Source organism: Nonomuraea sp. bgisy101, assembly GCF_057708945.1.
This window is the reverse complement of record NZ_JBYITD010000008.1, coordinates 217,492-239,957: the sequence shown is the minus strand read 5'-3', so window position 1 is coordinate 239,957 and position 22,466 is coordinate 217,492. Positions and strand designations below refer to the sequence as shown.

Annotated in this window: 17 protein-coding genes; 7 read left to right on the top strand and 10 right to left on the bottom strand. The window is 71.0% G+C overall.

The window, feature by feature from the left end:
- The first annotated feature begins 133 nt into the window (after positions 1-133).
- From AC3EO4_RS17585 to AC3EO4_RS17570, 4 genes are read left to right on the top strand one after another with little or no spacing between them, the layout of a single operon-like run.
- Complete coding sequence (locus tag AC3EO4_RS17585) at positions 134-520, top strand: hypothetical protein (RefSeq protein ID WP_379576726.1); 387 nt, start codon at positions 134-136, stop codon at positions 518-520.
- Positions 517-1,983 (top strand): glycosyltransferase family 2 protein, encoded by a 1,467-nt coding sequence (locus tag AC3EO4_RS17580; protein ID WP_431896585.1) that lies wholly within the window; start codon positions 517-519, stop codon positions 1,981-1,983. The genes AC3EO4_RS17585 and AC3EO4_RS17580 overlap by 4 nt, the downstream gene beginning before the upstream one ends.
- Positions 1,980-3,839, top strand: coding sequence for a glycosyltransferase (locus AC3EO4_RS17575; protein ID WP_431896583.1), 1,860 nt, complete (start codon positions 1,980-1,982; stop codon positions 3,837-3,839). Before AC3EO4_RS17580 ends, AC3EO4_RS17575 begins: the two co-directional genes overlap by 4 nt.
- Positions 3,836-5,461 (top strand): glycosyltransferase family 2 protein, encoded by a 1,626-nt coding sequence (locus tag AC3EO4_RS17570; protein ID WP_431896581.1) that lies wholly within the window; start codon positions 3,836-3,838, stop codon positions 5,459-5,461. Before AC3EO4_RS17575 ends, AC3EO4_RS17570 begins: the two co-directional genes overlap by 4 nt.
- A 140-nt stretch (positions 5,462-5,601) precedes the next feature.
- On the opposite strand, the gene AC3EO4_RS17565 is transcribed toward AC3EO4_RS17570, so the two are convergent.
- The 7 genes from AC3EO4_RS17565 to AC3EO4_RS17535 form a co-directional block, all read right to left on the bottom strand.
- Entirely contained in the window at positions 5,602-6,573 is a 972-nt protein-coding gene (locus AC3EO4_RS17565; RefSeq protein ID WP_431896579.1) for a hypothetical protein, read from the bottom strand.
- A 62-nt stretch (positions 6,574-6,635) separates the two neighbouring features.
- A complete protein-coding gene (locus AC3EO4_RS17560) occupies positions 6,636-7,253 on the bottom strand; it encodes a TetR/AcrR family transcriptional regulator (RefSeq protein ID WP_431896578.1) in 618 nt (205 codons plus the stop codon).
- Positions 7,254-7,348: 95 nt separating this feature from the next.
- Positions 7,349-7,768, bottom strand: a complete 420-nt coding sequence (locus AC3EO4_RS17555; RefSeq protein ID WP_379576712.1) for a DUF6463 family protein — start codon at positions 7,766-7,768, stop codon at positions 7,349-7,351.
- Between the two features lie 707 nt (positions 7,769-8,475).
- Complete coding sequence (locus AC3EO4_RS17550) at positions 8,476-9,744, bottom strand: homoserine dehydrogenase (protein ID WP_379576710.1); 1,269 nt, start codon at positions 9,742-9,744, stop codon at positions 8,476-8,478.
- 62 nt (positions 9,745-9,806) lie between these two features.
- The gene (lysA, locus tag AC3EO4_RS17545; protein ID WP_431896575.1) at positions 9,807-11,189 is read right to left on the bottom strand and encodes a diaminopimelate decarboxylase; all 1,383 of its coding nucleotides are present in this window, start codon (positions 11,187-11,189) and stop codon (positions 9,807-9,809) included.
- Between the two features lie 127 nt (positions 11,190-11,316).
- Positions 11,317-11,940: an anticodon-binding protein gene (locus tag AC3EO4_RS17540; protein WP_431896573.1), complete on the bottom strand. Its 624-nt coding sequence runs from the start codon at positions 11,938-11,940 to the stop codon at positions 11,317-11,319.
- Between the two features lie 47 nt (positions 11,941-11,987).
- On the bottom strand, positions 11,988-13,832 hold the full coding sequence (locus AC3EO4_RS17535) for a hypothetical protein (RefSeq protein ID WP_431896572.1): 1,845 nt from the start codon (positions 13,830-13,832) through the stop codon (positions 11,988-11,990).
- Positions 13,833-13,902: 70 nt separating this feature from the next.
- Between AC3EO4_RS17535 and AC3EO4_RS17530 the strand changes: the two genes are divergently transcribed.
- Both AC3EO4_RS17530 and treS read left to right on the top strand, forming a co-directional pair.
- Positions 13,903-15,546 (top strand): asparagine synthetase B family protein, encoded by a 1,644-nt coding sequence (locus AC3EO4_RS17530; protein WP_431896570.1) that lies wholly within the window; start codon positions 13,903-13,905, stop codon positions 15,544-15,546.
- A gap of 343 nt (positions 15,547-15,889) precedes the next feature.
- Complete coding sequence (gene treS, locus AC3EO4_RS17525) at positions 15,890-17,566, top strand: maltose alpha-D-glucosyltransferase (RefSeq protein WP_379576700.1); 1,677 nt, start codon at positions 15,890-15,892, stop codon at positions 17,564-17,566.
- Positions 17,567-17,621: 55 nt separating this feature from the next.
- Here the strand turns inward: treS and AC3EO4_RS17520 are convergent, their stop codons facing one another.
- Genes AC3EO4_RS17520 through AC3EO4_RS17510 form a run of 3 tightly spaced genes read right to left on the bottom strand, consistent with a single transcriptional unit; the run spans position 17,622 to position 21,117 of the window.
- On the bottom strand, positions 17,622-19,883 hold the full coding sequence (locus tag AC3EO4_RS17520; RefSeq protein ID WP_379576698.1) for an ABC transporter permease: 2,262 nt from the start codon (positions 19,881-19,883) through the stop codon (positions 17,622-17,624).
- On the bottom strand, positions 19,880-20,614 hold the full coding sequence (locus tag AC3EO4_RS17515) for an ABC transporter ATP-binding protein (protein ID WP_431896568.1): 735 nt from the start codon (positions 20,612-20,614) through the stop codon (positions 19,880-19,882). Before AC3EO4_RS17515 ends, AC3EO4_RS17520 begins: the two co-directional genes overlap by 4 nt.
- Entirely contained in the window at positions 20,611-21,117 is a 507-nt protein-coding gene (locus AC3EO4_RS17510) for a PadR family transcriptional regulator (protein ID WP_379576694.1), read from the bottom strand. Before AC3EO4_RS17510 ends, AC3EO4_RS17515 begins: the two co-directional genes overlap by 4 nt.
- Before the next feature lie 144 nt (positions 21,118-21,261).
- On the opposite strand from AC3EO4_RS17510, the gene AC3EO4_RS17505 reads away from it, so the two are divergent.
- Positions 21,262-22,458 carry an ABC transporter substrate-binding protein gene (locus AC3EO4_RS17505; protein ID WP_379576692.1) on the top strand — a complete coding sequence of 399 codons (1,197 nt, stop codon included), beginning with the start codon at positions 21,262-21,264 and terminating at the stop codon, positions 22,456-22,458.
- Positions 22,459-22,466: the final 8 nt, after the last annotated feature.

Below are 22,466 nucleotides of genomic sequence, written 5' to 3'. Positions count from 1 at the left end.
CACCGTAGTGACCCACCTTGACTATGGTGTAAATGTCCGGACTTTCCCAGGTTGGCGATTCACAAACATGGAAAGGTATGCGCGGATGCTCTCGCCCCGCCGACTAGCCGCGACCGCAATCCTCGGAGCTCTGGTGCTTGTCGCGCTGGCGATGCCGGCGTACGCGGGCGTACTGTCCTTCGCCGCCGCCCTCGCCGCGGCCGCCTTCCTCCTCGCGCTGGCCGCACTGGCCTTCCTCGTGCTGACCGTGCGCCGCCTGGACGGCAAGGCGCACCGCATCGACGTGCGCGTGAAGAAGATCGAGACGGGCCTCGCACAGACGGCCACGGGGCTGAAGCGGATCGAGGCCCGCATCGACAAGCTCGCGGCCGCCGTCGAGCACGCGGCGAGCAGCCGCGGAGAGGACCTCACCGCCATCCTCGCCTCTCTCGGCGAGGACAGGGTCAACGCGATGACCCACGCCGAGGAGGTGGCCGAGCTCCGGGCAGAGCTTCGCGAGCTGCGCGGGGAGAAGGTGTGAAAGTCCGCCACAACGACTACGGCGTGCTCAGTCCCCCGCCGATCGGAGCATGGACGCCTGAACTGTCCGTCACGGTGGTGATCCCGGCCTACGACTGCCAGGACGAACTCGACAGGACACTGGCGACGCTGGCGACGCAGACCTATCCCGCGCACCTGCTCGACGTGGTCGTCGTGGACGACGGCAGCAGCCCGCCGCTGCGGACGGAGGGCGCCCGCACCAGGGTCGTCAGGGTCGCGGAGGGCTGGGGGCGCGGCAACGCGAGGAACACCGGCGCGCTCGCCGCGACAGGCCAGGTGATCCACTGGCTGGACGCCGACATGTTCCTCGCGCCCGAGCACATCGAGGCGCACATGCGGTGGCACCACCTCATCGACCACGCCGTGGTGATCGGTGACATCGTGTTCGGCGACGACTTCGCGAGCGCGAGCGCGCAGCCGTACACGGCGAAGATGCTGGAGGAGACGCGCAGGCTCAAGGACGCGGGCCGCACCGCCTACCTGCTGCACACGGGGGCGACGACCTCCGTCTCCGCGCGTCTGCTGGCCGACGCGGGCGGCGTGAACCCGAGCCTGAACATGGCCGAGGACACCGAGCTCGGCTACCGGCTCGCGCAGGCGGGCGCGGTGTTCATCCCCGACGGAGAGGCCCGCAGCCTGCACGTCGGGGAGTCCACGGTGATGCGCAGGCAGCAGGACGTGCACAGGCACAACTGGTCCTTCCTCGGCGACCACATCCCCGACCTGCGCTGGCTGAGGAGCCATCCGCGCAGGCAGTGGCTGGTGCCGTACGTGCGGGTCGTGGTGGAGGCGGGCGGCTACGAGCAGACGCGCGCCACGGTCGACTCCGCGTTGGCGGGGTCGGTGCCCGACGTGGCGGTGACGCTGGTGGGCCCGTGGTCGCTGCTGACAGACGAGCGGCGCTCAAGCCTCGACGACCCGTACCTCGACCTGCGGCTGCTGCACAACCTGTACGAGCACGAACCTCGTGTCGGCTTCGCCGCGAGCCCGCCCGAGAGCGTGGCGCCGACGCCGCACCTGGTGACTGTGCCACGCGGATGGGTGCTCGGCGCCGACAGCGTGGCCAGGCTCGTCGCCCACGAGGAGGGGCTGGTCAGCGTGGCACTGGGCGAGGAGGCCGACGGTGTCGTCGCCGCGCGCATGGAGCGTACGTCCGCCTTCTCCAGGGCGCGCAGGATCGGCGGCGATCTGGACACTCTGGTGGACGAGATGTTCGGGTCCACGTGGGTGGCAGGGGCCGACTACGGCATGACCACCGCGGAGGAGGCCGAGCCGCTCGCGGGCGACCCCGCCAAGTGGCGCGCCCTCGCCACCAGGCGCAAGGACGAGATCAAGGCGCTGGAGGCCGAGGTGGCGAAGCTCAGACGGCAGGCCGCGGCCCCCGCCGAGCCGCCGGAGCCGCGCAGGGGCGGCCTGGCGACGTTCCTGAGGCGCGTCATATGATCGCCGACCTGGTGAAAGAGGCACTGGCCCGTTCCGGCGACGTGCGCGTCTTCTACGCGGGCATGGACATCGACGTCGACGGCATCGACCTCGACCACGAGCTGGTCGAGCCGCCCACCGGCACCGAGCGGGCCGACGAGGTGCTGGTGCTCGCGGGAACGCCCGCCGACCTGCGCAGGGTCGCCACCCTGCACAAGCTGCTGCCGGAGGCCGAGCGGGTGATCGTCGCGGTCGCCGACACGCCTGCCGCGCACCCCGCCCCCGTGCCCACGCCGACCCCCGCCCATCGGTGGAGATCACTGGCCGACCTGCGCGTCCACCAGCCGAAGGACCGGGTGTGGGTGGTCGACGCGCGTTTCTCCTCGCCGACCCCCGCAGGCCGTACGGTCACCGCGACCGCCCGCGCCTTCGCCGGGCACCGGCTCGACGTGATCGCCGCCCCCGCCGCCGCCATCGCGGGCGTCGGCGCCGCCGACTGGCGTCCCGGCGACCCCAACGCGACTCCCGCCGAGCTGACGGGCCCCGTGCCCGAGCGTGTCGGCGCGCCCGGCGGCGACATCGTCCTGCGCACGGTCGAGGCCGAGGTGGAGTGGTCGGAGGAGGAGCCGCCGGTGGACCGGCCGACCGCCGAGGCCACCAGCTGGGAGCGGATCGGCCGGCCCGGCGGGACGGGTCTGGCCTCCGTCATCGCCGAACCCTCGATGATCCCGCCGGTCGACGAGCGCCTGGTCAACCCCATGGGCTTCGTCACGACGCCGTCGCGCGGCATGGCCACGCTGGCGGAGTCGGGGGGCAGGTGGTCGGTCGTGCTCGACGGCAGACCTGTGGTGACGTTCGCCGCCTCGGGCGGCGTGACGGACGCGGACGTCGCCAGGCTGCGGCAGATCCGAGGCGTGACGATCGAATGGCGGCAGGCCCACAGCGGCCCGCTGGCGGCCGTGCGGGTGCTGGCGGGCCTGGCCGCGGCGGGGGTGCCCATCGTCGCGGCGGAGGTGCCGCGCTGGGCGGGCGCGCTCGGCGAGCCGCTCGCCTCGCTCGTCACCTCGCCCGCCGACCTGGCCGACGACCTGCGGCGCGAGGAGCACAGCATCAGGCTGCGCCGCGAGGCGCTGCGCACGCACGGCGTGGCCGCACGCTGGGAGCAGCTCGGCGCGCCCGCCCCCGCTCCCCCGCTGACCTCGGTGCTGCTCGCGACACGCAGGCCCGACATGGTCGGCTTCGCGCTGGAGCAGGTCGCCAGGCAGCGCGACGCGCAGCTCGAGGTGATCCTCGCGCTGCACGGGTTCTCGGCCGGGCACGCCGACGTCGTCGACGCCGTCAAGCGCTTCGACGGGCCGATCACCGTCTTCGAGACGGAGTCGGTGTTCGGCGAGGTGCTGAACGACGCGGCGGCCCGCGCCTCCGGCTCGTTCCTGCTCAAGATGGACGACGACGACTGGTACGGGCCCGACTTCCTGTCCGACCTGCTGCTCGCGCACTCCTACTCGGGCGCCCAGGTCGTCGGGACCGTGCCCGAGTTCGTCTACCTGTCCTCGATCGACGTGACCGTGCACCGCAGCCAGATCACCGAGCAGATCACCAGCTTCGTCGCGGGCGGCACGATCCTGGTCGAGCGGTCCGCCTTCCAGGCGGTGGGCGGGTTCAGGCCGCTGCGCCGCTCGGTCGACACCCAGTTCCAGGAGGCGCTGCAGGCCGCGGGCGGGCAGATCTACCGCACCCACGGCCTCGGCTACGTCCTGCGCAGGGGCCCCGCGTCCAACCACACGTGGCAGGAGCCGATCGGCACGTTCCTGCGGCGCAACAAGCGGCAGTGGCGCGGGTTCAGGCCCAGCGCGCTGATGGAGCCGGCGCCATGAGGATCAGGCGCAACGACTTCGGCGTGCTGGCCCCGCCCGAGCTCGGCACGTGGGAACCCACCATGACGGTGAGCGTGGTCATCCCTGCGCACGACTGCCAGGAGACACTCGACCTGACGCTGGCCGCGCTCTCGGCGCAGACCTACCCCTCCCACCTGCTCGACGTCATCGTGGTGGACGACGGCAGCGACCCGCCCATCGAGGCCCCCTGCGAGGTCGTGCGCGTGCGGGAGAGCTGGGGCAGGGCCGCCGCGGTCCAGGCGGGCCTGGAGGCGGCCGCCGGCGAGGTCGTGCTGGTGCTCGACGCCGACATGGTGCCGCATCCCGAGCACGTCGAGGCACAGCTGCGCTGGCACCACCTGGCCCCCTACCTGGTGGTCCTCGGCTGGATCGACTTCACCCAGCCGCCCTCGCCGCCCACGCCCGCCGAGGTGGCCGCGGGCGTGAAGGACCTGTTCCCGATGTCCTCGCACCGGCACGACTGGGCCGAGCAGATCATCGCCGAGCACGACGGGCTCAGGTCCGCGCCCAGCTCGCTCGTCTCACGGGTGCACGTGGGCGCGACCGTGTCGTACCCGGCGTGGCTGCTGCGCGAGTGCGGGGGCATGGACGTCTCGCTCAAGCTGGCGGAGGACACCGAGCTCGGCTACCGGCTGACGCAGGCGGGCGCGGTGTTCGTGCCCGACCCCGAGGCGCGGGCGTGGCATCTCGGGCTGCCGACGGCCATGCGCTCGTTCGCGGAGCTGAAGCGCTACAACGACCCGTTCGTCGCCGACCGCGTGCCGTACCGGCGGTATCTGCGGGAGGACCAGGGGCGGCAGTGGCTGGTGCCGTACGTGGACGCCGTGGTGGAGGCGGGCTCCTACGAGGACGTCCGCGCGACCGTCGACGGGCTGCTGGCCGGGTCGCTGCCCGACGTGAGGGTCACGGTCACGGGGCCGTGGGAGTGGCTGACCGACTCGCGCCGCTCACCGCTGACCGATCCGCTGCTCGACCTGCGGTTGCTGCACGCCCAGTTCGCCCATGATCCCCGGGTACGGCTGGCGGGCCCGCCCCCCGGCGTGGCCCCCTTCCGGCTGCTGTGCCCGCCCGGCTGGATGCCGGGCCACGACACGGTGGAGCGGCTCGTCGCGCGCCTGGAGGAGACGGACGGCGGCGTGTTGTGCGTCGCGCTGGCCGAGACGTCCGAGGGGGTGGTGACGGCGCGGCTGGAACGGACCGCCGCGCTGTCCAGGGCGGCGCTCGTCATCCGCCCTGGCGAGTCCCTCGACGACGTGCTCGACGAGGTCTTCGGCGTGGAGTGGGTGGACGGCGCCGACTTCGGCTTCACGCGCAGGCCGCGGGTCTACCCGCCGCGCAGGCGGCCGCTGCCCGAGCACGAGCGCCTGGCGCGGCAGCGGGACAAGGAGCTGGCCAGGTGGCGCGAGCGGGCGGCCACGCTGCGCGCCGAGGTCACCCAGCTGCGCAGGGAGGCCGCCAAGGGGCGCAGGGACACCGCTCGGTGGAAGGAGAAGGCCGAGCAGTGGCGGCGGGAGGCGGTCAGGCTCGCCCGCGAGCAGAACCGCACCGTGCTCACCAGGGCGGTCAAACGGGTCAGGAACCTCACCTTCCCCGGCCGCTGAGGCGCTCCCGGGGTTCACGGGTTCGCGGCCGATATGGCCGTCAGCAGGAATCCGAGGCCGAGGAAGAGCAGGAACAGCCCGCCGCCCCTGGTCAGGGGATAGGGGTGCTCGACAAGGGCGAGGGGGGCGGGCATGTGACCTCATTCGACGCGTCTGCGCAGGTAGTAAGCGTAGGTTGCCGCCGCGAGGGCCAGCCCCCACGGCAGCCACGCCAGGCCGGGCCCGAACGAGCCCCAGCCGTCGGCCTTCAGGACGATGTCTCCCTTGGCCACCCACAGGTAGAGCCGCGCCCCCGACTGGACCAGCATGGCCGACGCGCACAGCGCGGGGACCACCGCGAGCCCGATCGGCACGCGCCGACCGCGCAGGAGGGGCATCCAGCGGGGAAAGACCTCACCCCAGCGCTGGACCAGGCCGAGCGTGAGGATCGCACCCGCGACGCACAGCCCGCCGAGCACCGCCTCGACGACCGACCCACCCGTCGCGTTCCCTCCTGCGAGCATCTCCGGCTGGACCCCCAGCGGGATGCCCATCGCCCACGAGATGCGCGAGATCCCGTACGGCAGCGCCAGCAGGGCGGCCGCGTAGGTGACCGGTGTCCCCCATCGGACGGGCTCCCGTGCGCCGCCGCCCTGGTAGGTCCATGCGGCCGCCGCCCAGAGGGCCCCTCCCCCGATGCAGAACAGCATGAACAGTAGCGGACCATCCCAAAGCCCGGTATAACCAGCGAACAAATAGCCGAAATTCTGGATCACCCGGACATCCGGCACCGCGACCACCAGACCGACGCTCATCGCCCACGCGAAGACGAGCGGCAGCCTGGCCCCCGCGGCACGGGCCATCACCAGCGCGACCGCGACGCCGAGCAGCCCGAGCGCCGCGATCGCCGGCCCTGTCGAACCTGGCTCAGCCTCCGCGAACAGCGACCCCACCTGCACCGCCCGCGGGTCGGCCGCGCCGAACGGGAACCCTGCGCCGCCCGCCGCCCAGTGGACGCCCGCCGCGCCGAACGCCAACGACCACACGCCTGCCGCCCACGCCGTCCAGGCCCGTGGCCCCCGCGCCAGGACCGGCACGCTTCTGCTCCCGGCCACGCTTCCGCTCTCCGTCATGGGCACCACTCTTCGCCGTGCGAGCCCGGCTCACCTCCCCTGCACGAGGGAGAGGGCTCCCCTCAGGAAGGGAACCCGCTCCCCTCGCCGGTGAGCGCGACGGCCAGCCGGGAGGCGAGCTCGCGGGCGAAGACGTCCCCGTCCCGGCGGCCCATCATGAACAGCCAGGCGAACACGGGGCCGACCAGCATGGCGTGGACCAGGTCCAGCTCGGGGCGCTCGTCCAGTTCGCCCCGCCCGACCGCGCGATCCAGCACCTCCTCGACCAGGTCGCGCTGCCGTTCCATGAACGTCCCCCGGAACCTGGCCGTCAGGTCGGCGTCCGCGATGACGTCCGCGAGCAGGCCGGGAACGGTGACCAGCGCGACGGGGTTGCCCAGCGTGGCGAGGATGTCGTCGATCAGGGCGGCCAGATCGGTGACGAAGGACCCGGTGTCGGCGGGCGCCTGCAGCGCCATCGTGTGGACGGTGGCGGCGAAGACCATCTCCTGCTTGGTGGCGTGGCGGCGGTAGATGGCGGCCTTGCCGACGCCCGCCCTGGCGGCGACGGCGTCCACGGTGAGCCGGACGTAGCCGGTCTCGGCGAGCACCTCCCTGGTCGCGGCCAGGATGGACGCGTCGACCCTGCCGTCCCTCGGCCGCCCTGTCCGCGCCCCCTCCTCGCCTTGCCCTCGCCGCACCGCTCGCGCCCCTTCACCGATCATCGAAGAGCCTTTCGTTCCGCTCGCGCCCCTTCGTCGGAGCGACTTCCCGCACGCCGTCGAAGACGCGGACGTCATGGCTGAGGGTCGGGCCCGGCCTGCCTCCCGGCCGCGCGGAGGAGCATGACGGCGGGCACCCAGACGAGGATGAACGGCGACGGCTCGAAGGCCACCGCTCCGATCGTGCACCAACCGCCGAGTGCCCACGCCACGAACGCGGGAGGAACCACACCCCTGTTGCCGAGCCATGCGACCAGGAGCCCCAGCGTAAGCAGCGGCAGGCCGAACGATCCGATCGTCAGCCAGAAGGCGCCGACGGCGGGCGGGAGCTCGCTCAGCCCGTTCGCGGGGAACCACAGACCTCCGGAGAACCAGGCGGGCAGGTGCGAAACGTTGAGCGCGATGGTGACGACCAGGTGAAACGCGCCGAGGAAGGCGGTGATTCGGCCGCCGAGGACGACCAGGCGACGCCGGGCGGTGACTGCGACATCCATGAAGCGCTCCTTACGGAACCGAGTGTTTCGGAACTTCTAGTTCCGTATCCTGTCATGGCCACCGGGCGGGGTGGATTCCGGGGTCGGGCCGCACGGGCCGCCCACGCGTCCCTCAGGCGGCTCCGTGGATGACAGGGCGCCGGAGGCGGTCCCGCCAGGGCGAGACCGCCTCCGGCGCGGGATGCCGGTCTATCGCCGGGTGTCCGGTGGCCCGGCCGCCTCGTCCTGCGACTCGTTCTGCTGCAGAGCCTCTTCCAGGAGGTCTCTGTCAATCTGACGCGCAACTGCATCGACATAGACGGAGAAATGATCCATTTCTCCACCATCTCCACCAAAAGACGGCGAGCACGACAAGGGGGATCTCCTTCAGCGGGAACCGAGAGCAGGCGCGCATCTCGGCGAGGGGATATCCGTGCACGACCGCACCACGAGCGACCTGGGCATCGACGCCTGCATCAGCGGCGGCATGCCCGTGGCCGTCAACACATCTCCTCGATGGGCGTATCTCAAGAATCGCCCATCGAGGACCCCTTCGCCCGGCGAATGAGATCAGCGAACCGCTATTTCGCCAGGACCACATCACGATCCACGAAGAATTACCACTACTGCGAACTATGCGATGATGTCGCCCCAGGTTCGGCTTTCGGCGTCCGGCGGAAGCGCCCGCCTCGACCGCCGCGCCTTCCGCTCGGCGACACCGTCGCGGGTCAGTCGTCGCCCTCCACACGCATCACGCCCGCGATCGCCCGCACGATGTCGAGCCTGCGCAGCCCCTCCATCGTCGCCGACAGCGCCGCGTCCGTGGCCCGGTGCGTGACGATGACCAACTGGGCGTCGTCGCCGTGGCCCTCCTGCCGAACCGTCTGGATGGACACGTCATGCTCCGCGAAGAGCATCGCCACCTGGGCGAGGACACCCGGCTTGTCGGCGACGTCCAGGGACACGTGGCAGCGGGTGACCGTCTCGCCCATCGGGTGGACGGCCAGCGAGGCGTAGATCGACTCGGCCGGCCCGCGGGTGCCCGCCAGGCGGTTGCGGGCCACCGCGACCAGGTCACCGAGCACGGCGGACGCGGTGGGGGCGCCGCCGGCGCCCTTGCCGTAGAACATGAGCTGCCCCGCCGACTCCGCCTCGACGAAGACCGCGTTGTAGGCCTCGCGCACCCCGGCCAGCGGGTGCGACCTCGGGATCATGGCGGGGTGGACGCGGACGCCGATCGAGCGGCCGTCGTCGGAGCGGGCGCAGATGGCCAGCAGCTTGATGACGTAGCCCATGGCCTTGGCGCTGGCCACGTCGGTCGCGGTGATCTCGGTGATGCCCTCGCGGTGCACGTCGGCGGCGGTGACGCGGCTGTGGAAGGCCAGGCCGGCCAGGATGGCGGCCTTGGCGGCGGCGTCGAAGCCCTCGACGTCGGCCGTGGGGTCGGCCTCGGCGTACCCGAGAGCCTGGGCCTCCTCCAGCGCGTCGGTGAAGGACGCGCCGGTGGAGTCCATCTTGTCGAGGATGTAGTTGGTGGTGCCGTTGACGATGCCGAGCACCCGCTTGACGTGGTCGCCGGCGAGCGACTCGCGCAGCGGGCGCAGCAGCGGGATGGCGCCGGCGACGCTGGCCTCGTAGTAGAGGTCGCCGCCGCCCGCGTGGATGGTGGCGCCGTCTTCGGCCAGCAGGGCCTTGTTGGCGGTGACGACCGACTTGCCGCTGGCCATGGCGGCCAGGATGAGCGAGCGGGCGGGCTCGATGCCGCCGATCACCTCGACGACGATGTCGACGTCGTCGCGGGTGACCAGGCCCTCGGCGTCGTTGGTCAGCAGCGCGGGGTCGAAGGCCACGTCGCGTTTGCGGCCCGGCTTCCTGACCGCGACACCCGCCAGTTCGAGCGGGGCGCCGATGCGGGCGGCCAGGTCGCCGGCCTGCTCCTCCATGAGCTTGATGACCTGGGAACCGACCACGCCGCACCCCAGCAGCGCGACTTTCAAGGGCTCCGGCTTCGTCGACGCCAGGCCGCTGTGTTTCCTGGTGTCCTCGCTTCGCTCGGCCACTAGAGCTGCCCCCTCAACAGGTCGTCCTCGGTCTCGCCCCGCACGATGACGCGTGCCCTGCCGGCCGAGACGGCCACGACGGCGGGCTTGGGCAGATAGTTGTAATTGCTGGCCAGCGACCTGCAGTAGGCGCCCGTCGCGGCGACGGCGAGCAGGTCGCCTGGCGCGAGGTCGGCGGGCAGGTAGTGGTCGCGGACCACGATGTCGCCGCTCTCACAGTGCTTGCCGACCACGCGCGACAGCATGGGCGCCGCGTCGGAGGCGCGGGAGGCGAGCACCGTGGTGTATTCGGCGCCGTAGAGGGCGGTGCGCGCGTTGTCGCTCATGCCGCCGTCGACGCTGACGTAGGCGCGCAGCCCCTCGACGTCCTTGACGGTGCCGACCTCGTACAGGGTGATTCCCCCAGGGCCGACGATGGCCCTGCCCGGCTCGACCGTCAGCCGCGGCACGGGCAGCCCGGCGCTCGTGCAGACCTTGACGACGATCTCGCGGAGGGCGTCGGCGATCACCTTGATGTCGGGGGCGACGTCCTCGTCGACGTAGGCGATGCCGTAGCCGCCGCCGAGGTCGAGCTCGGGCAGCACGACGCCGTGCTCGTCCTTGATCTGCACCAGCAGGGTGGCCAGGCGCGTGGCGGCCACCTCGAAGCCCGCGGTGTCGACGATCTGGGAGCCGATGTGGGAGTGCAGTCCGACGAGTTCGAGCTGCGGCAGGGCCAGGATGCGGCGTACGGCCTCGGCCGCGGCGCCCGTGTTGAGCGACAGGCCGAACTTCTGGTCGTCGTGCGCCGTGGCGATGAACTCGTGGGTGTGCGCCTCGACGCCGGTGGTCACGCGGACCATCACGCGGGGCCTGACCTCCATCTGCTCGGCGAGATAGCCGAGGCGGGCGATCTCCTCGTAGGAGTCGACGACGATGTGGCCGACGCCCACCTCGAGCGCGCGCGACAGCTCCGCCGCCGACTTGTTGTTGCCGTGGAGCGTGATGCGCGAGGCAGGGAAGCCGACGCTGAGCGCGACCGCGAGCTCGCCGCCGCTGGCCACGTCCAGGCCCAGGTCCTCGTCCATCAGCCAGCGCACGATCTCCTTGCACAGGAACGCCTTGCCGGCGTAGTGCACGTCGGACCCGGCGAAGGCGGTGGCGTAGTCGCGCATGCGGGAGCGGACGTCGTCCTCGTCGACGACGTAGAGCGGCGTGCCGTACTCCTGGGCGAGGTCGCGCACGTCGACGCCGCCGATCGTGAGCGCGCCATCCGTTCGCGTCGACGTTCGCGGCCAGATCGCGGGGTTGATCCGGTTGAGGTCGGCGGGCGCCAGCGGCGGGCGCTCGTGGGGCAGCATCTCAGCGTGCCTGTCCCCGGCTGGATGGGCGAATCGACTCACCCGATCGAGGCTATCGGACGTGATGCAGCCGATGGGACGCCTGCCCACGTATCGAGACGTGACGCGCCCACAAATCGTGGCAACAAGAGGAAATCTTTGCCCAAAATCGCCATATATCTGGATATTTTCAGATTCGCTCGGGGCCGGGGAGCACCGCTCGCACGGCAGCCGCCAGCCGTACCCGGGCCGTGTGCACGGGAGAGGGTCTCTCGTCCCCCCGGGGCACGGCGGGCGCGTTCTCGTGGGCCTCGTGGTAGGCGAGGGCGAGCCTGGGCAGGTAGGCCTGCCACCCGGGGTCGCGGCTCGCCTCGCGGCCGGGCAGTTCGGCGAGCAGTCTGAGCACCGCCCTGTCGCGCGGATCGGTCAGCGTCTCCGGCCTGAAGCCGTCGCCCGGCACGTCGAGCTCACCCGCCCACCTGATGACCGCCGCGGCCCTCGCATGGGCGTATCTCACGACGAAGCCCGGGTTGTCCCAGGTCCTGGGCAGGTCGGGCCACGGATCCTCGAAGGGGACCCGCGCGAACGGCTCGTCGAGCAGCTCGCCCGGGGTGTCGACGGTGATGTGCAGGAACCCCCTGCCGGTGACCGACACCGCGCTCACGCCAGGCAGGGCGCCGACGTCGGCCGCCAGCCGCTCAGGAGGGATCCCCCTGCGCAGGGCGGCGGTGGAGAGGTAGACCGCCCGGTGTTCCCATGTGCCCTCGGGCGCCGGCGGGTCGCCGAGCACCTCGGCCAGCCGACGGGGTCGCACGACCCGAGCGTATCCCGGTCAGGGGTCCGCGCCCCTCCCCGTGGAGCTCAGATGAGCGCGTGGGGTTCGGCCGAGCCGTACTCGACGAGATGGGCGGCGCCCAGCAGCCACCGGTCCTCGTCGCGCACCCGCACGTATCCGAACCTGTCCGCCGAGAACACCTTGATCCCGTCCGTACGGCACTGCCGCATCAGCACCTCGTCCCACCCCTCGGTGAGATCCGCGAACCCGATCGCCCGCAGCGCGTTCCTTCTGGCGAGCAGCGTCGCCCCGTTGACCTCCGGCGTGTAGGTGTACTCCGCCTCCGGCTGCTTCAGCAGGGTCGCGTGCGCGCCGCGCAGGTGGGCGTAGTAGGAGGCCTTCCCGACGATGTCCGCGGTGCTGAACAGAAAGGCGCGGCTGAGGTCGGCCAGGTAGTGCGAGCCGTACACGTCGCGCGGGTCCATGATCGCGACCAGGTCGGCCTCGCACAGGTCGAGCGCCCTGTTGAGCAGTGCGCCCGTGCTCAGGGCGGGGTCGAGCTCCCTGAAGACGACCTCGCGCGGCTCGAGCACCTCGCGCGCCCGCTCCTCGGCCTCCTCGGGCCCGAAGACGACCACCTGGGTGACGCCCGCCTGCCTGGCGACCTGGGCCAGGCCGTGCTCCAGCGTCGAAGGGTCGAAGACAGGAAGGATGACCGAGACATCGAGCGTCGCGCGGGCGCTCGGCAGCCCGATGGCCTCCAGCAGGTCGTCGACGCGCTCGGTCATGGTGCCCATGTTGTAGGCCCTGCGCAGCGCGGCGTGCGCGCGCCTGGAGTCGCCCTCGGGACCGATGGAGGTGCCGCAGGCGGCCAGCTCGGCCAGCCGCCACTGCGGAGTGCCGGGCGGGCATTCGACGGCGATGGGCCAGCGGTAGGAGGTGAGGACGTCGGGATAGCCGAGGTGGGAGGGCAGGAGCTGGTCGAGCGTGAGCACGCGGCCGTAGCGCCCGCCCGACAGCGGCAGCGGGTTGTGGACGCGCGGCTGGATCGCGAACGGCAGGCGCGGCCAGCCCGCGGCCAGATCGGTCGTGAAGCGGTGGTCGAACAGCTCGGCCGCGGCCGCGTAGTCGGCCACGCTGCCCTGCGTGTGCCAGAAGACGGTGCGGATGCCACGGGCGGCGCACCAGGCCAGCAGCTCGCGCAGCCCCTCGCCGGGCTCGCCGGTGATCTCCGCGGCCCACGGGCCCTGCGTGACCGACTCGACGACCAGCAGGTGCGGCACCTCACCGGCCAGGACACGGGCGAAGTCACGGGGCGTGAACCCGGTCGTCTGCCGCCACTCGTAACGCAGCAGCGCCTCCGCGTGCGGGTCGGCGATCACGGCCGCCGTCAGGTGCGGGCGGGTGTTGGGACCGGTCGGGATCCGGTACGGCTTGAGCCGCACCGACTTGCCCTCGACCGTCCTGGTCGTGCTGGTGGCCTGGAAGGCCGCTCCAGGGCGCTCGTCCTTCTGCGCGGCGACGGCGACGGGCTTGCGCTTGGGCGCCACAGGCCGCTTGACCGGCTTGGCCGCGCCCTTCAACCCCTTGGCGAGGCGGACGGGGTTGCTCTTGCCCGTCTTGATGGCATCACCGATGCGGTTCCACCTGGCGACCTTGATGGAGGACAGCTTCCACTGCGCGACCTCGGCCTGGTAGCGCTGCTCGGCCAGCTCCTTGCGCAGCTTCTCCGCCGCGGTGCGCTCGCTCTCCAGCTCGGCCTCGGCCTCGGTGAGGCGCTCGTTCATCGTCCTGAGCTCCTCGGTGGCCCGCTCGGCCTCCGCGAGCCTGGCCTGGGCGGCGTCCAGCAGCCTGGCCAGCTCCGCCGCGTGCTCCGCCTCGGCGATGGCGTCGCGCAGCGCGCGGCGCGTGCTCTCCAGCTCAGTACTCACAGGCCCTCCGTCTCTTGGCCCGGCAAAGGATACTCTTTCGCTTGGAATCGGCGTTGAGGAGTGAGATCGCGTGCAGTGGCCGGCGTTCAATGTGAGGCCGTACGTGTGCGGCGCCCTCGGCCGGCTCGACACGGGCCTGCTCGAAAAGCTCGCGGGATCGGGGCCGAAGGTCCGTCCCGCCCTGCAGACGCCCGAGGCGGCGCTGTTCAGCTCGCAGCCGCTGCCGCCCTACCATCGCACCGCCGAGACGTTCGCGTTCTCGTGGGGGGAGCGCAGGCCCGAGCGCGCCGCCGACTGGATCACGGTCGCCGAGACCTACGAGACGCCAGGGCTGATCAGCGACGGCACCCGTACGGTGCTGCACGCGGGCGCGCTCGGCCTGGTCGACGTCTACTACGTGCGCGTGGGCGAGGCGATCTACTTCTCCTCGCTGCTGAAGCCGCTGCTCGAGCTGGTGCCCGTCGGCATCGACTGGGCGGCCTGGGCGTCGATCATCCAGGTGACCTTCCCGCTCGGGGACGCCACGCCGTACCAGGGGATCAGGCGGCTGCCGGGCTCCAGCGCGCTGGTCCACGCCCACGGGAGGCTGTCGACCGAGCGGCGGCTGCCGCGCTGGCTGCGGCAGGAGCCGTACGAGGCGTGGCGCAGCGCGGGCGAGCTGCTGGAGGTCCTGCACGGGGTCTACGACGACTTCGAGGGCAGGCCGCTGCTGGTGCCCGTCAGCGGCGGCTACGACTCGCGGCTGCTGTGCTCGGTCGCGGTGGCCAGGGGCGCCGACGTCGAGTCGTGGACGACCAGCCCCGACGACGGCACCGACACCGACATCGCGTTCGCCCGCGCGATCACCCGCGAGCTCGGCGTGCGGCACCGCGTCATCACCCAGGACGCCGCCGCCTACCCTGGCGACGCGCTCGAGGTGGCGCGGCGGCTGGAGTTCATGACCCCGCACCACGCCTGGTACGCGCCCTTCGCCAAGGAGGTGCACGGCTCGGGCCGGGTGCTCATCGACGGTCTCGCCGGCGGCCCGCTGCTGAAGAACTTCATGGTCAGCGGCGCGGCACTGGAGGCGAGGACGCAGGCCGAGCGCTCGGCGGCCGTGCTCAGCTCCCTGTCGCTCGGCGCCCCCTCTGCGCCCTTCCTCTCGGAGGCGGCGCAGGCGTGGATCGGCGAGGTCGTGCGCGAGCAGTTCGACGCCTCCACCTCCATGCTCCACGGGCACCGGGCGGAGCTGCCGCTGTCGGTGCTGCACACCCGCACCGTGCGCGGCATCGCCCGCTCGGCGGTCAACCTGGTCGGGCCTGAGGCGTCGTTCGCGGGCCCGTTCATCCATCCCGCCTTCTTCGACGCCGCCCTGTCGGTCGGCGTGGCGCGCAAGGACAAGGGCCGCTTCTACCGCGAGCTGCTGCACGCCGCCAACCCCAGGGTGGCGGCGCTGCCGTCGACGAACGTGGTCAAGCAGCCACTCCAGCGGGTGCCGCTGCGCTCGACCGCCGCTCCCGCCCGCGACTACTCCCACCGGATGCTGGTGAAGGTGGCCGACAGGGTGCCGAGCCTGCTGTCCGACGGGCTGCACGAGGTGATCGGCTCGGGGCCCGACGCGCTCACCCGGTTCAGCGGATGGAACGACCGGTTCTGGGTGCGCGGCCTGGTGCTGTTCGGCGCCTGGCTGACCGACTACGAGAACGACCTCGCCGAGCTGACGCCCCCCTTCTGAGCTGCGGATCTTCCGCGAGAGAACGGAGGGTAACAGCGTGGTTACATACGGATCTCGCGGGTATTACAAGCGGCACAACAAAGCGGGTTCCGGAGGGCCGAAGGGCTGGTAGTGTTCGGCCCGTACCCATGAAGAACGTGCGCAAAATCGCCCCTTAAGGGCGTCCCCGCTGCACGATCTTGATGGGGAAGCGCCGCAAGATACCGGGCACCAGATCACAAATCTGGGCCCGGCAGGGCATGGGGTTCGCAGGGATGACGACTCCAGGCGGCGCGGTCACCACAAAACACGCCGGGGAAACCGGTGACTTCGTCCTGCCCACATCTCCTTCTGTGAGCGTCATATGAACAACCCATCGGTCTCCGAGACCTTCGTCTCGGCCGATCCACGATGGTACAAGCGGGCGGTGTTCTACGAGGTGCTCGTCCGGGGGTTCAAGGACTCCAACGGCGACGGGACCGGAGACCTGCGTGGTCTCATCGAGAAGCTCGACTACCTTCAATGGCTCGGCGTCGACTGCCTGTGGCTGCTGCCGCTGTACGAGTCGCCGCTGCGCGATGGCGGCTACGACATCTCCGACTACGGGAAGATCCTCCCCGACTTCGGTGACCTCGGTGACTTCGTGCAGCTCATCGAGTCCGCGCACGCGCGCGGGATCCGTATCATCACCGACCTGGTGATGAACCACACGAGCGACAAGCACCCGTGGTTCCAGGCTTCGCGCCATGACCCCGAGGGGCCCTATGGCGACTTCTACGTGTGGGCGGACGAGCCGACCGGGTTCCCCGACGCGCCGATCATCTTCATCGGCGCCGAGGAGTCCAACTGGACCTATGACCCGGTGCGCAAGCAGTACTACTGGCACCGCTTCTTCCACCACCAGCCCGACCTCAACTACGACAACCCGGCCGTCCAGGAGGCGATGCTGGAGGTTCTGAGGTTCTGGCTGGACCTCGGGATCGACGGGTTCAGGCTGGACGCCGTGCCGTACCTGTTCGAGAGGGAGGGCACCGACTGCAGCGGGCTGCCCGAGACCCACGCGTACCTGAGGAAGGTGCGTGCGGAGGTCGACCGCCTCTACCCCGACAGGGTGCTGCTGGCCGAGGCGAACGGCTGGCCGGAGGACGTGGTCGAGTACTTCGGCGACCCCACCACGGGCGGCGACGAGTGCCACATGGCCTTCCACTTCCCGCTGATGCCGCGCATCTACATGGCGGTGAAGAAGGAGACGCGCGAGCCGATCTCGGAGATCATGTCGCGCACCCCCAAGCTCCCCGACAACGCCCAGTGGGGCATCTTCCTCCGCAACCACGACGAGCTGACGCTCGAGACGGTGACCGAGGAAGAGCGCGACTACATGCACGCCGAGTACGCCAAGGACCCGCGCATGCGGGCCTACCTCGGCATCAGGCGGCGCCTGGCGCCGCTGCTCGACAACAACCGCGACCTGATCGAGCTGTTCACGGCGCTGCTGCTCAGCCTCCCCGGCTCCCCGGTGATGTACTACGGCGACGAGATCGGCATGGGCGACAACATCTGGCTGGAGGACCGCGACTCGGTCCGCACGCCGATGCAGTGGAGCCCCGACCGCAACGCGGGCTTCTCGACGGCCGACCCCGGCAGGCTCTACCTGCCGACGGTCATGGACCCGATCTACGGCTTCCAGGCGGTCAACGTGGAGGCGCAGCAGAAGACCGAGTCCTCGCTGCTGCACTTCACCCGCAAGATGCTGCAGATCCGCCGCCAGCACCCGGTCTTCGGCACCGGCGCCTACACCGAGATGTGGTCGTCGAACCCGTCGGTCCTCACGTTCATGCGCGAGGAGGGCGACGACCTGATGCTGTGCGTCAACAACCTGTCGAAGTTCCCGCAGCCCGTCGAGCTCGACCTGCGGCGCTTCGAGGGCATGGTGCCCGTCGAGGCCAGGGGTGGCGTCCGCTTCCCCAGGATCGGCGAGTCGCCGTACATGCTGTCGCTGCCGGGGCACGGCTTCTTCTGGTTCGCCCTGAAGGCCGAATAGCTCCGACCCGAGAGTCCCCGAGGGTGTCTGCCGACGGCAGGCACCCTTTCGGCGCTCACCTGGCGGTGACGGGCACCTGCGCGCGGGCGGCGCGGCGGGCGGGGATCAGCGCGACGGCCAGCGCCGCCCCCACGGCCGCCAGGACGGCCACGACCAGCATGAAGGGCGAGGGTGGACGGGCGATGCCCGCGCCCACGCCGCTGGTGTGGCCCTGAAGGTCGATCAGCCCCTTCACGACGAACGAGCCCGCGGCCGTGCCCACGACGACGCCGAGGACGACCAGCAGCCCCGTCCCCATCACCAGCGTGGCCATGACCTGCCGCGGGGTGAGCCCCATCGCCTTCAGCACCGCCAGATCGTAGGCGTGGTCGCGCAGGCCGAGCGCGCTGGCCGTCAGCAGGTTGGCAAGGCCGATCAGCGCGAGCACGCCGACGAGCGCCACGATGACCACGCGGATGACCGCCAGCCGTTCGGCGGGGTTGACCACGCGCTGGATCTCCAGGCCCTCTCCCGATGCCACCAGCAGCCTGTCGCGCACCTCCGCGGGGTCGGCCCCCTTCTTCAGCGCCAGGCCCCAGAACTCGGGCGGCACCACGTCCTTGGCCGCCAGGCTGTCCACGCCGAGCGAGAGCACCTGTCCGTCGAGGTCGGGTTCGACGGTCCTGCCGACGATCCGGACGATCAGCGGGGTACCGCCGACCGACAGCCACACCCTGTCGCCGATCTTGACCCGCAGCAGGTCGAGCAGCCCCTGCCCGGCGACGGCCTCGCCCCTGTCGGCGTACATGCGGCCCTCGACCACGGGGAAGGGGTACGGCGAGGCGGAGCCGCCGATCGCGCGCACCCTGATCGACCTGGCCTCGCCTGGCACCAGCGCGTCGACCTCGGCGCCCGGGTAGACCTGCTGGACGGCGGGGTCGCGCTGGGCGAGGCCCTTGGCCTCCTCGGAGGTCAGCTTGTCCGGGCGCACCAGCAGCCGGGCGTGCTGGCCCACCTGCTCGGGGTGGGCGAGGAAGTCGTCGAGCGTGGCCCAGACACCGAGCCCGATGGTGATCATCATCATCGGCACGGCGAGGCCGAACATCGTCAGGAAGGCGGGCACCCGCCGGCTGAAGGCGTCGCGGGCGCCCAGCACGAGCGCGGGCGGCAGCCGTACCAGGAGGGCGAGCCTGGCCAGCCGTGACAGGCGGCCGCGCGGCGGCGCCGAGGGCGCGGCGGGGATGGGCGGGGTACGGCTGCCGCGCCACGCGGGCACGCCCACGGCCACCAGCACGACCAGCGCGGTGCCCGCGACGATGGCCAGGAGCGGCACGAGCGCGACGGAGCTCGTGTCGAGCACCAGCCAGGTCACCAGCCAGCCGGGCAGCACGCCGAGCGCGATGCCGAGCAGGCCGAGCGCGCCGTGCTCGACCAGCAGCAGGCTCGCGAGCTGGCCCCTGGTGAAACCCATGGACTTCAGCGTCGCCAGGTCGCGCAGCTGGGACAGCACGCGCCCGCCCGCGGCGTTGGCCAGCGCGAGCACGGCGGCCACCAGGCCGACGATGCCGAACAGCGCGAGCAGCGTGCCGAGCAGGCGGTTGTCGAGCTCCATCGCGGCGCGCACCTCACGCCAGGTGTAGACGCGCTGGACCTCCTCGTCCAGCATCACCACCACGCGCTGGGAGACGAACTGCGTGGCCTCGGGGTCGTCGAGGCGCAGGCCCGTCACCCACTCGCTGCGCCCGAGCTCGGGCTCGACCCTGTCGAGCTTCTCCGGCAGCACCCAGATCAGGCCGGGTGTCCATTCGGGGTAGAAGCCCTGGTCGGCGGAGTCGGCGATGCCGCGCACATAGAGCACGTGGCGGGCGCCGCTCAGCGCGGTCACGGTGACCGCGCTGCCCAGGCGCAGCCCCAGCGTCCTGGCGAAGGAACGTTCGACGACGACGCCGTCGGGCTGGGCGGGGTTGAGCCAGCCGCCGTCGGCGACCACGGGCCGCGCCACCTCGGGCGCGGCGACCGGCATGGCGCGCAGCGCGGCGGGGGCCTTCCTGCGCTCCTGCAGCACGGTCACGGGCGCCGTGCGGTACGGCCCCGACGCCTGCGTCACTCCGTCGATGGCCTTGAGCGCGACGACCTGCGGCCTGTCCTTGGTGTGGATCCACAGGTGGGCGCCGTTGGTCTGGGCGAACAGGCCGCGCCATGGGTTGGTGCCGTCCTCGAGCAGGGTGGCCGCGGTGATCAGCGCGGCCACGATCCCCGCGATCGTCAGCACGGTCAGTACGGCCTGGCCGCGCCTGGCGCGCAGGTCCGCCTTGATCCATCGGGCGCCGGCTCTCATCGAAGGTCGATGACCTCTCCCGCGCCGCCGCCTCTGCCGGGACGCCTGCGGGCGATCTTGCCGTCGTCGACGATCTGCCCGTCGAGCAGCGAGACGACCCTGTCGGCGAGGCTGGCCACCCTGGCGTCGTGGGTGACCAGGACGATCGTCTGCCCGTCGCGGTGCACCTCGCCCAGCAGGCGCAGCACGTCGCGGGTGTTGCGGCTGTCGAGGTTGCCCGTGGGCTCGTCGGCCAGCAGCAGGCTCGGCTTGTTGGCCAGCGCGCGGGCCAGCGCCACCCGCTGCTGCTCACCGCCCGACAGCTGGGCGGGCGCGGCCTCGACCCGCTCGGTGAGGCCGAGCGCGTCGAGGAGGTATTCCCTGCGCTCGCGCGCCACCTTGGGCGAGGCTCCCGCCAGCAGGGCGGGAAGCTCCACGTTGTCGGCCACGGTCATGCTGGCGACCAGGTTGAAGAACTGGAAGACGAACCCGATCTTCTTGCGGCGCAGCAGCGCCCACGCGCTCTCGGAGAGCGTGTCGGCGCGCTTGCCGTCCAGCCAGATCTCGCCGCTCGTGCGGGTGTCGAGTCCGCCGAGCATGTGCACGAGCGTCGACTTGCCCGAGCCGGAAGGGCCCATGATCGCGACGAACTCACCCTCGTCCACCTGCAGATCCACGCCGCGCACCGCCGGCACGGGCACGTGTTTGTTCTGGTAGATCTTCACCAGGTTGACGGTCTTGAGCACTGTCACGTCAGGTCCTCCTGGCAGCGTTCGAGCCAGTCGAGATCGGCCTGCAGGTGCAGCATGGCGCCCTCGATCAGCAGGAGCGCGACCTGGTTCCCCTGGTCGGTCCGCTCGGCCAGCTCGTTGAGATCGCGCATCAACGCAAGGTAGTGGCGGCGCTGCCGGTTGATCAACGCCATGCGGTCGGCGATGCCGGTCAACGGGGCGAGCACGAGCTTCATGAAGAACTCGTCACGCACCCGCGGGCCCTCCGTCGGCTCGTCCACCCAGTCGGTGAGCGCGTCGCGGCCCTTGGCCGTCAGGTAGTAGACCTTCTTGTTGGGTCGGTTGGACTGCTCGACATCAACGGCCCTGACCAGGCCATCCTTCTCCAGGCGGCCTAGTGTGACGTATATCTGGCCGATGTTGGGTGAGGGGTACGCAGTGCCGAAGGTTTGCTCCAGAGCCTGCTTGAGCTCGTACCCGTGTGCGGGTTCCTTCGCGAGGAGCGCCAGCAGGTGCAACCGCACGCCCCACCTCCTCGTTACGCGCTCGTTACGGACATATCCGTTGACGTTCAGATTAGCGCTGTGCATAACATGAATGCATCTACCTAACACGAATGTAATCCGGTCGAAATTTGGAGGTCATGCGTGTTCCGTCCCCTTTCCGTGATGCTGATCGCGCTCCTGGTGGCCGGATGCGCGGCGGCGACGGAAGAGGGCGGGGAAGACCCCAACGGCCCGATCACCTTCGCCACGGGACGCGACACCACCGGCTATCTGCAACCCCTGCTGGACCGGTGGAACAAGGCGCACCCCGCGCAGAAGGTGACGCTGCTCGAACTGCCGGAGGCGGCCGACGAGCAGCGCGCACAACTGGTGTCGAACCTGCAGGCCAGGAGCGATCGCTACGACGTGCTCGGACTCGATGTGGTGTGGACGGCGGAGTTCGCCGACAACGGCTGGATCATCCCCCTGGAGCGCGGGCTCTTCCCGCTCGACAGGTTCCTGCCGCCCGTCGTGGACACCGCGGTCTACAGGGGCAAGCTCTGGGCGGTGCCGTACACGAGCAACGCCGGGCTCCTCTACTACCGCAAGGACCTGGTCAAGAAGCCGCCCACGACCTGGGCTTCCCTTCGAGCACAGGCCCTTGCCATCACCAGAAAACACGACATCGGCGGCTACGCGGGACAGCTCGCCGCCTATGAGGGACTGACGGTCAACTTCGCCGAGGCGGTCCAGTCAGCGGGCGGGACCCTGCTCGACCTGGACCAGGCCAAGGCGAAGCAGGCGCTCGACTTCTTCACCCGGGGCCTGCGCGAGGGATGGATCCCTCCGCAGGCGCTGAACTACAAGGAGGAGGAGTCCAGGCTGGCCTTCCAGAACGGCCAGCTGGTCTTCGCCCGCAACTGGCCCCACGCGTACGGCCCCGCCACCCAGTCGAAGGTGGCGGGAAAGTTCGCGGTGACCAGGCTCCCCGGACCCGAAGGGCCCGGATCGAGCTCGCTCGGCGGTGCCAACCTGGCCATCAGCGCCTACTCCAAGCGGCAGAACACCGCGCAGGAGTTCATCAAGTACTTCACCAGTCTGGAGAACGAGCGGCGTGTCCTGACAGAGGGTTCCTTCCCCCCGGTCTGGGCCGAGCTCTATGACGACCCGTCGCTGATCAAGCGCTTCCCCTATCTGCCCGTGCTGAAGGAGAGCATCCTCGCGGCCAAGCCGCGACCGGTCAGCGCGAACTACAACCAGCTGAGCCTGGTGATCGCCAGCGCGGTCTCCAAGGCGTTCAGCCCTCCGTACGACCAACCAACCGATGACGTGGCTGCCTCCATGAAGGCAGAGCTAGCAGAGATCATCGCAACCCAGTGATTCGAGGT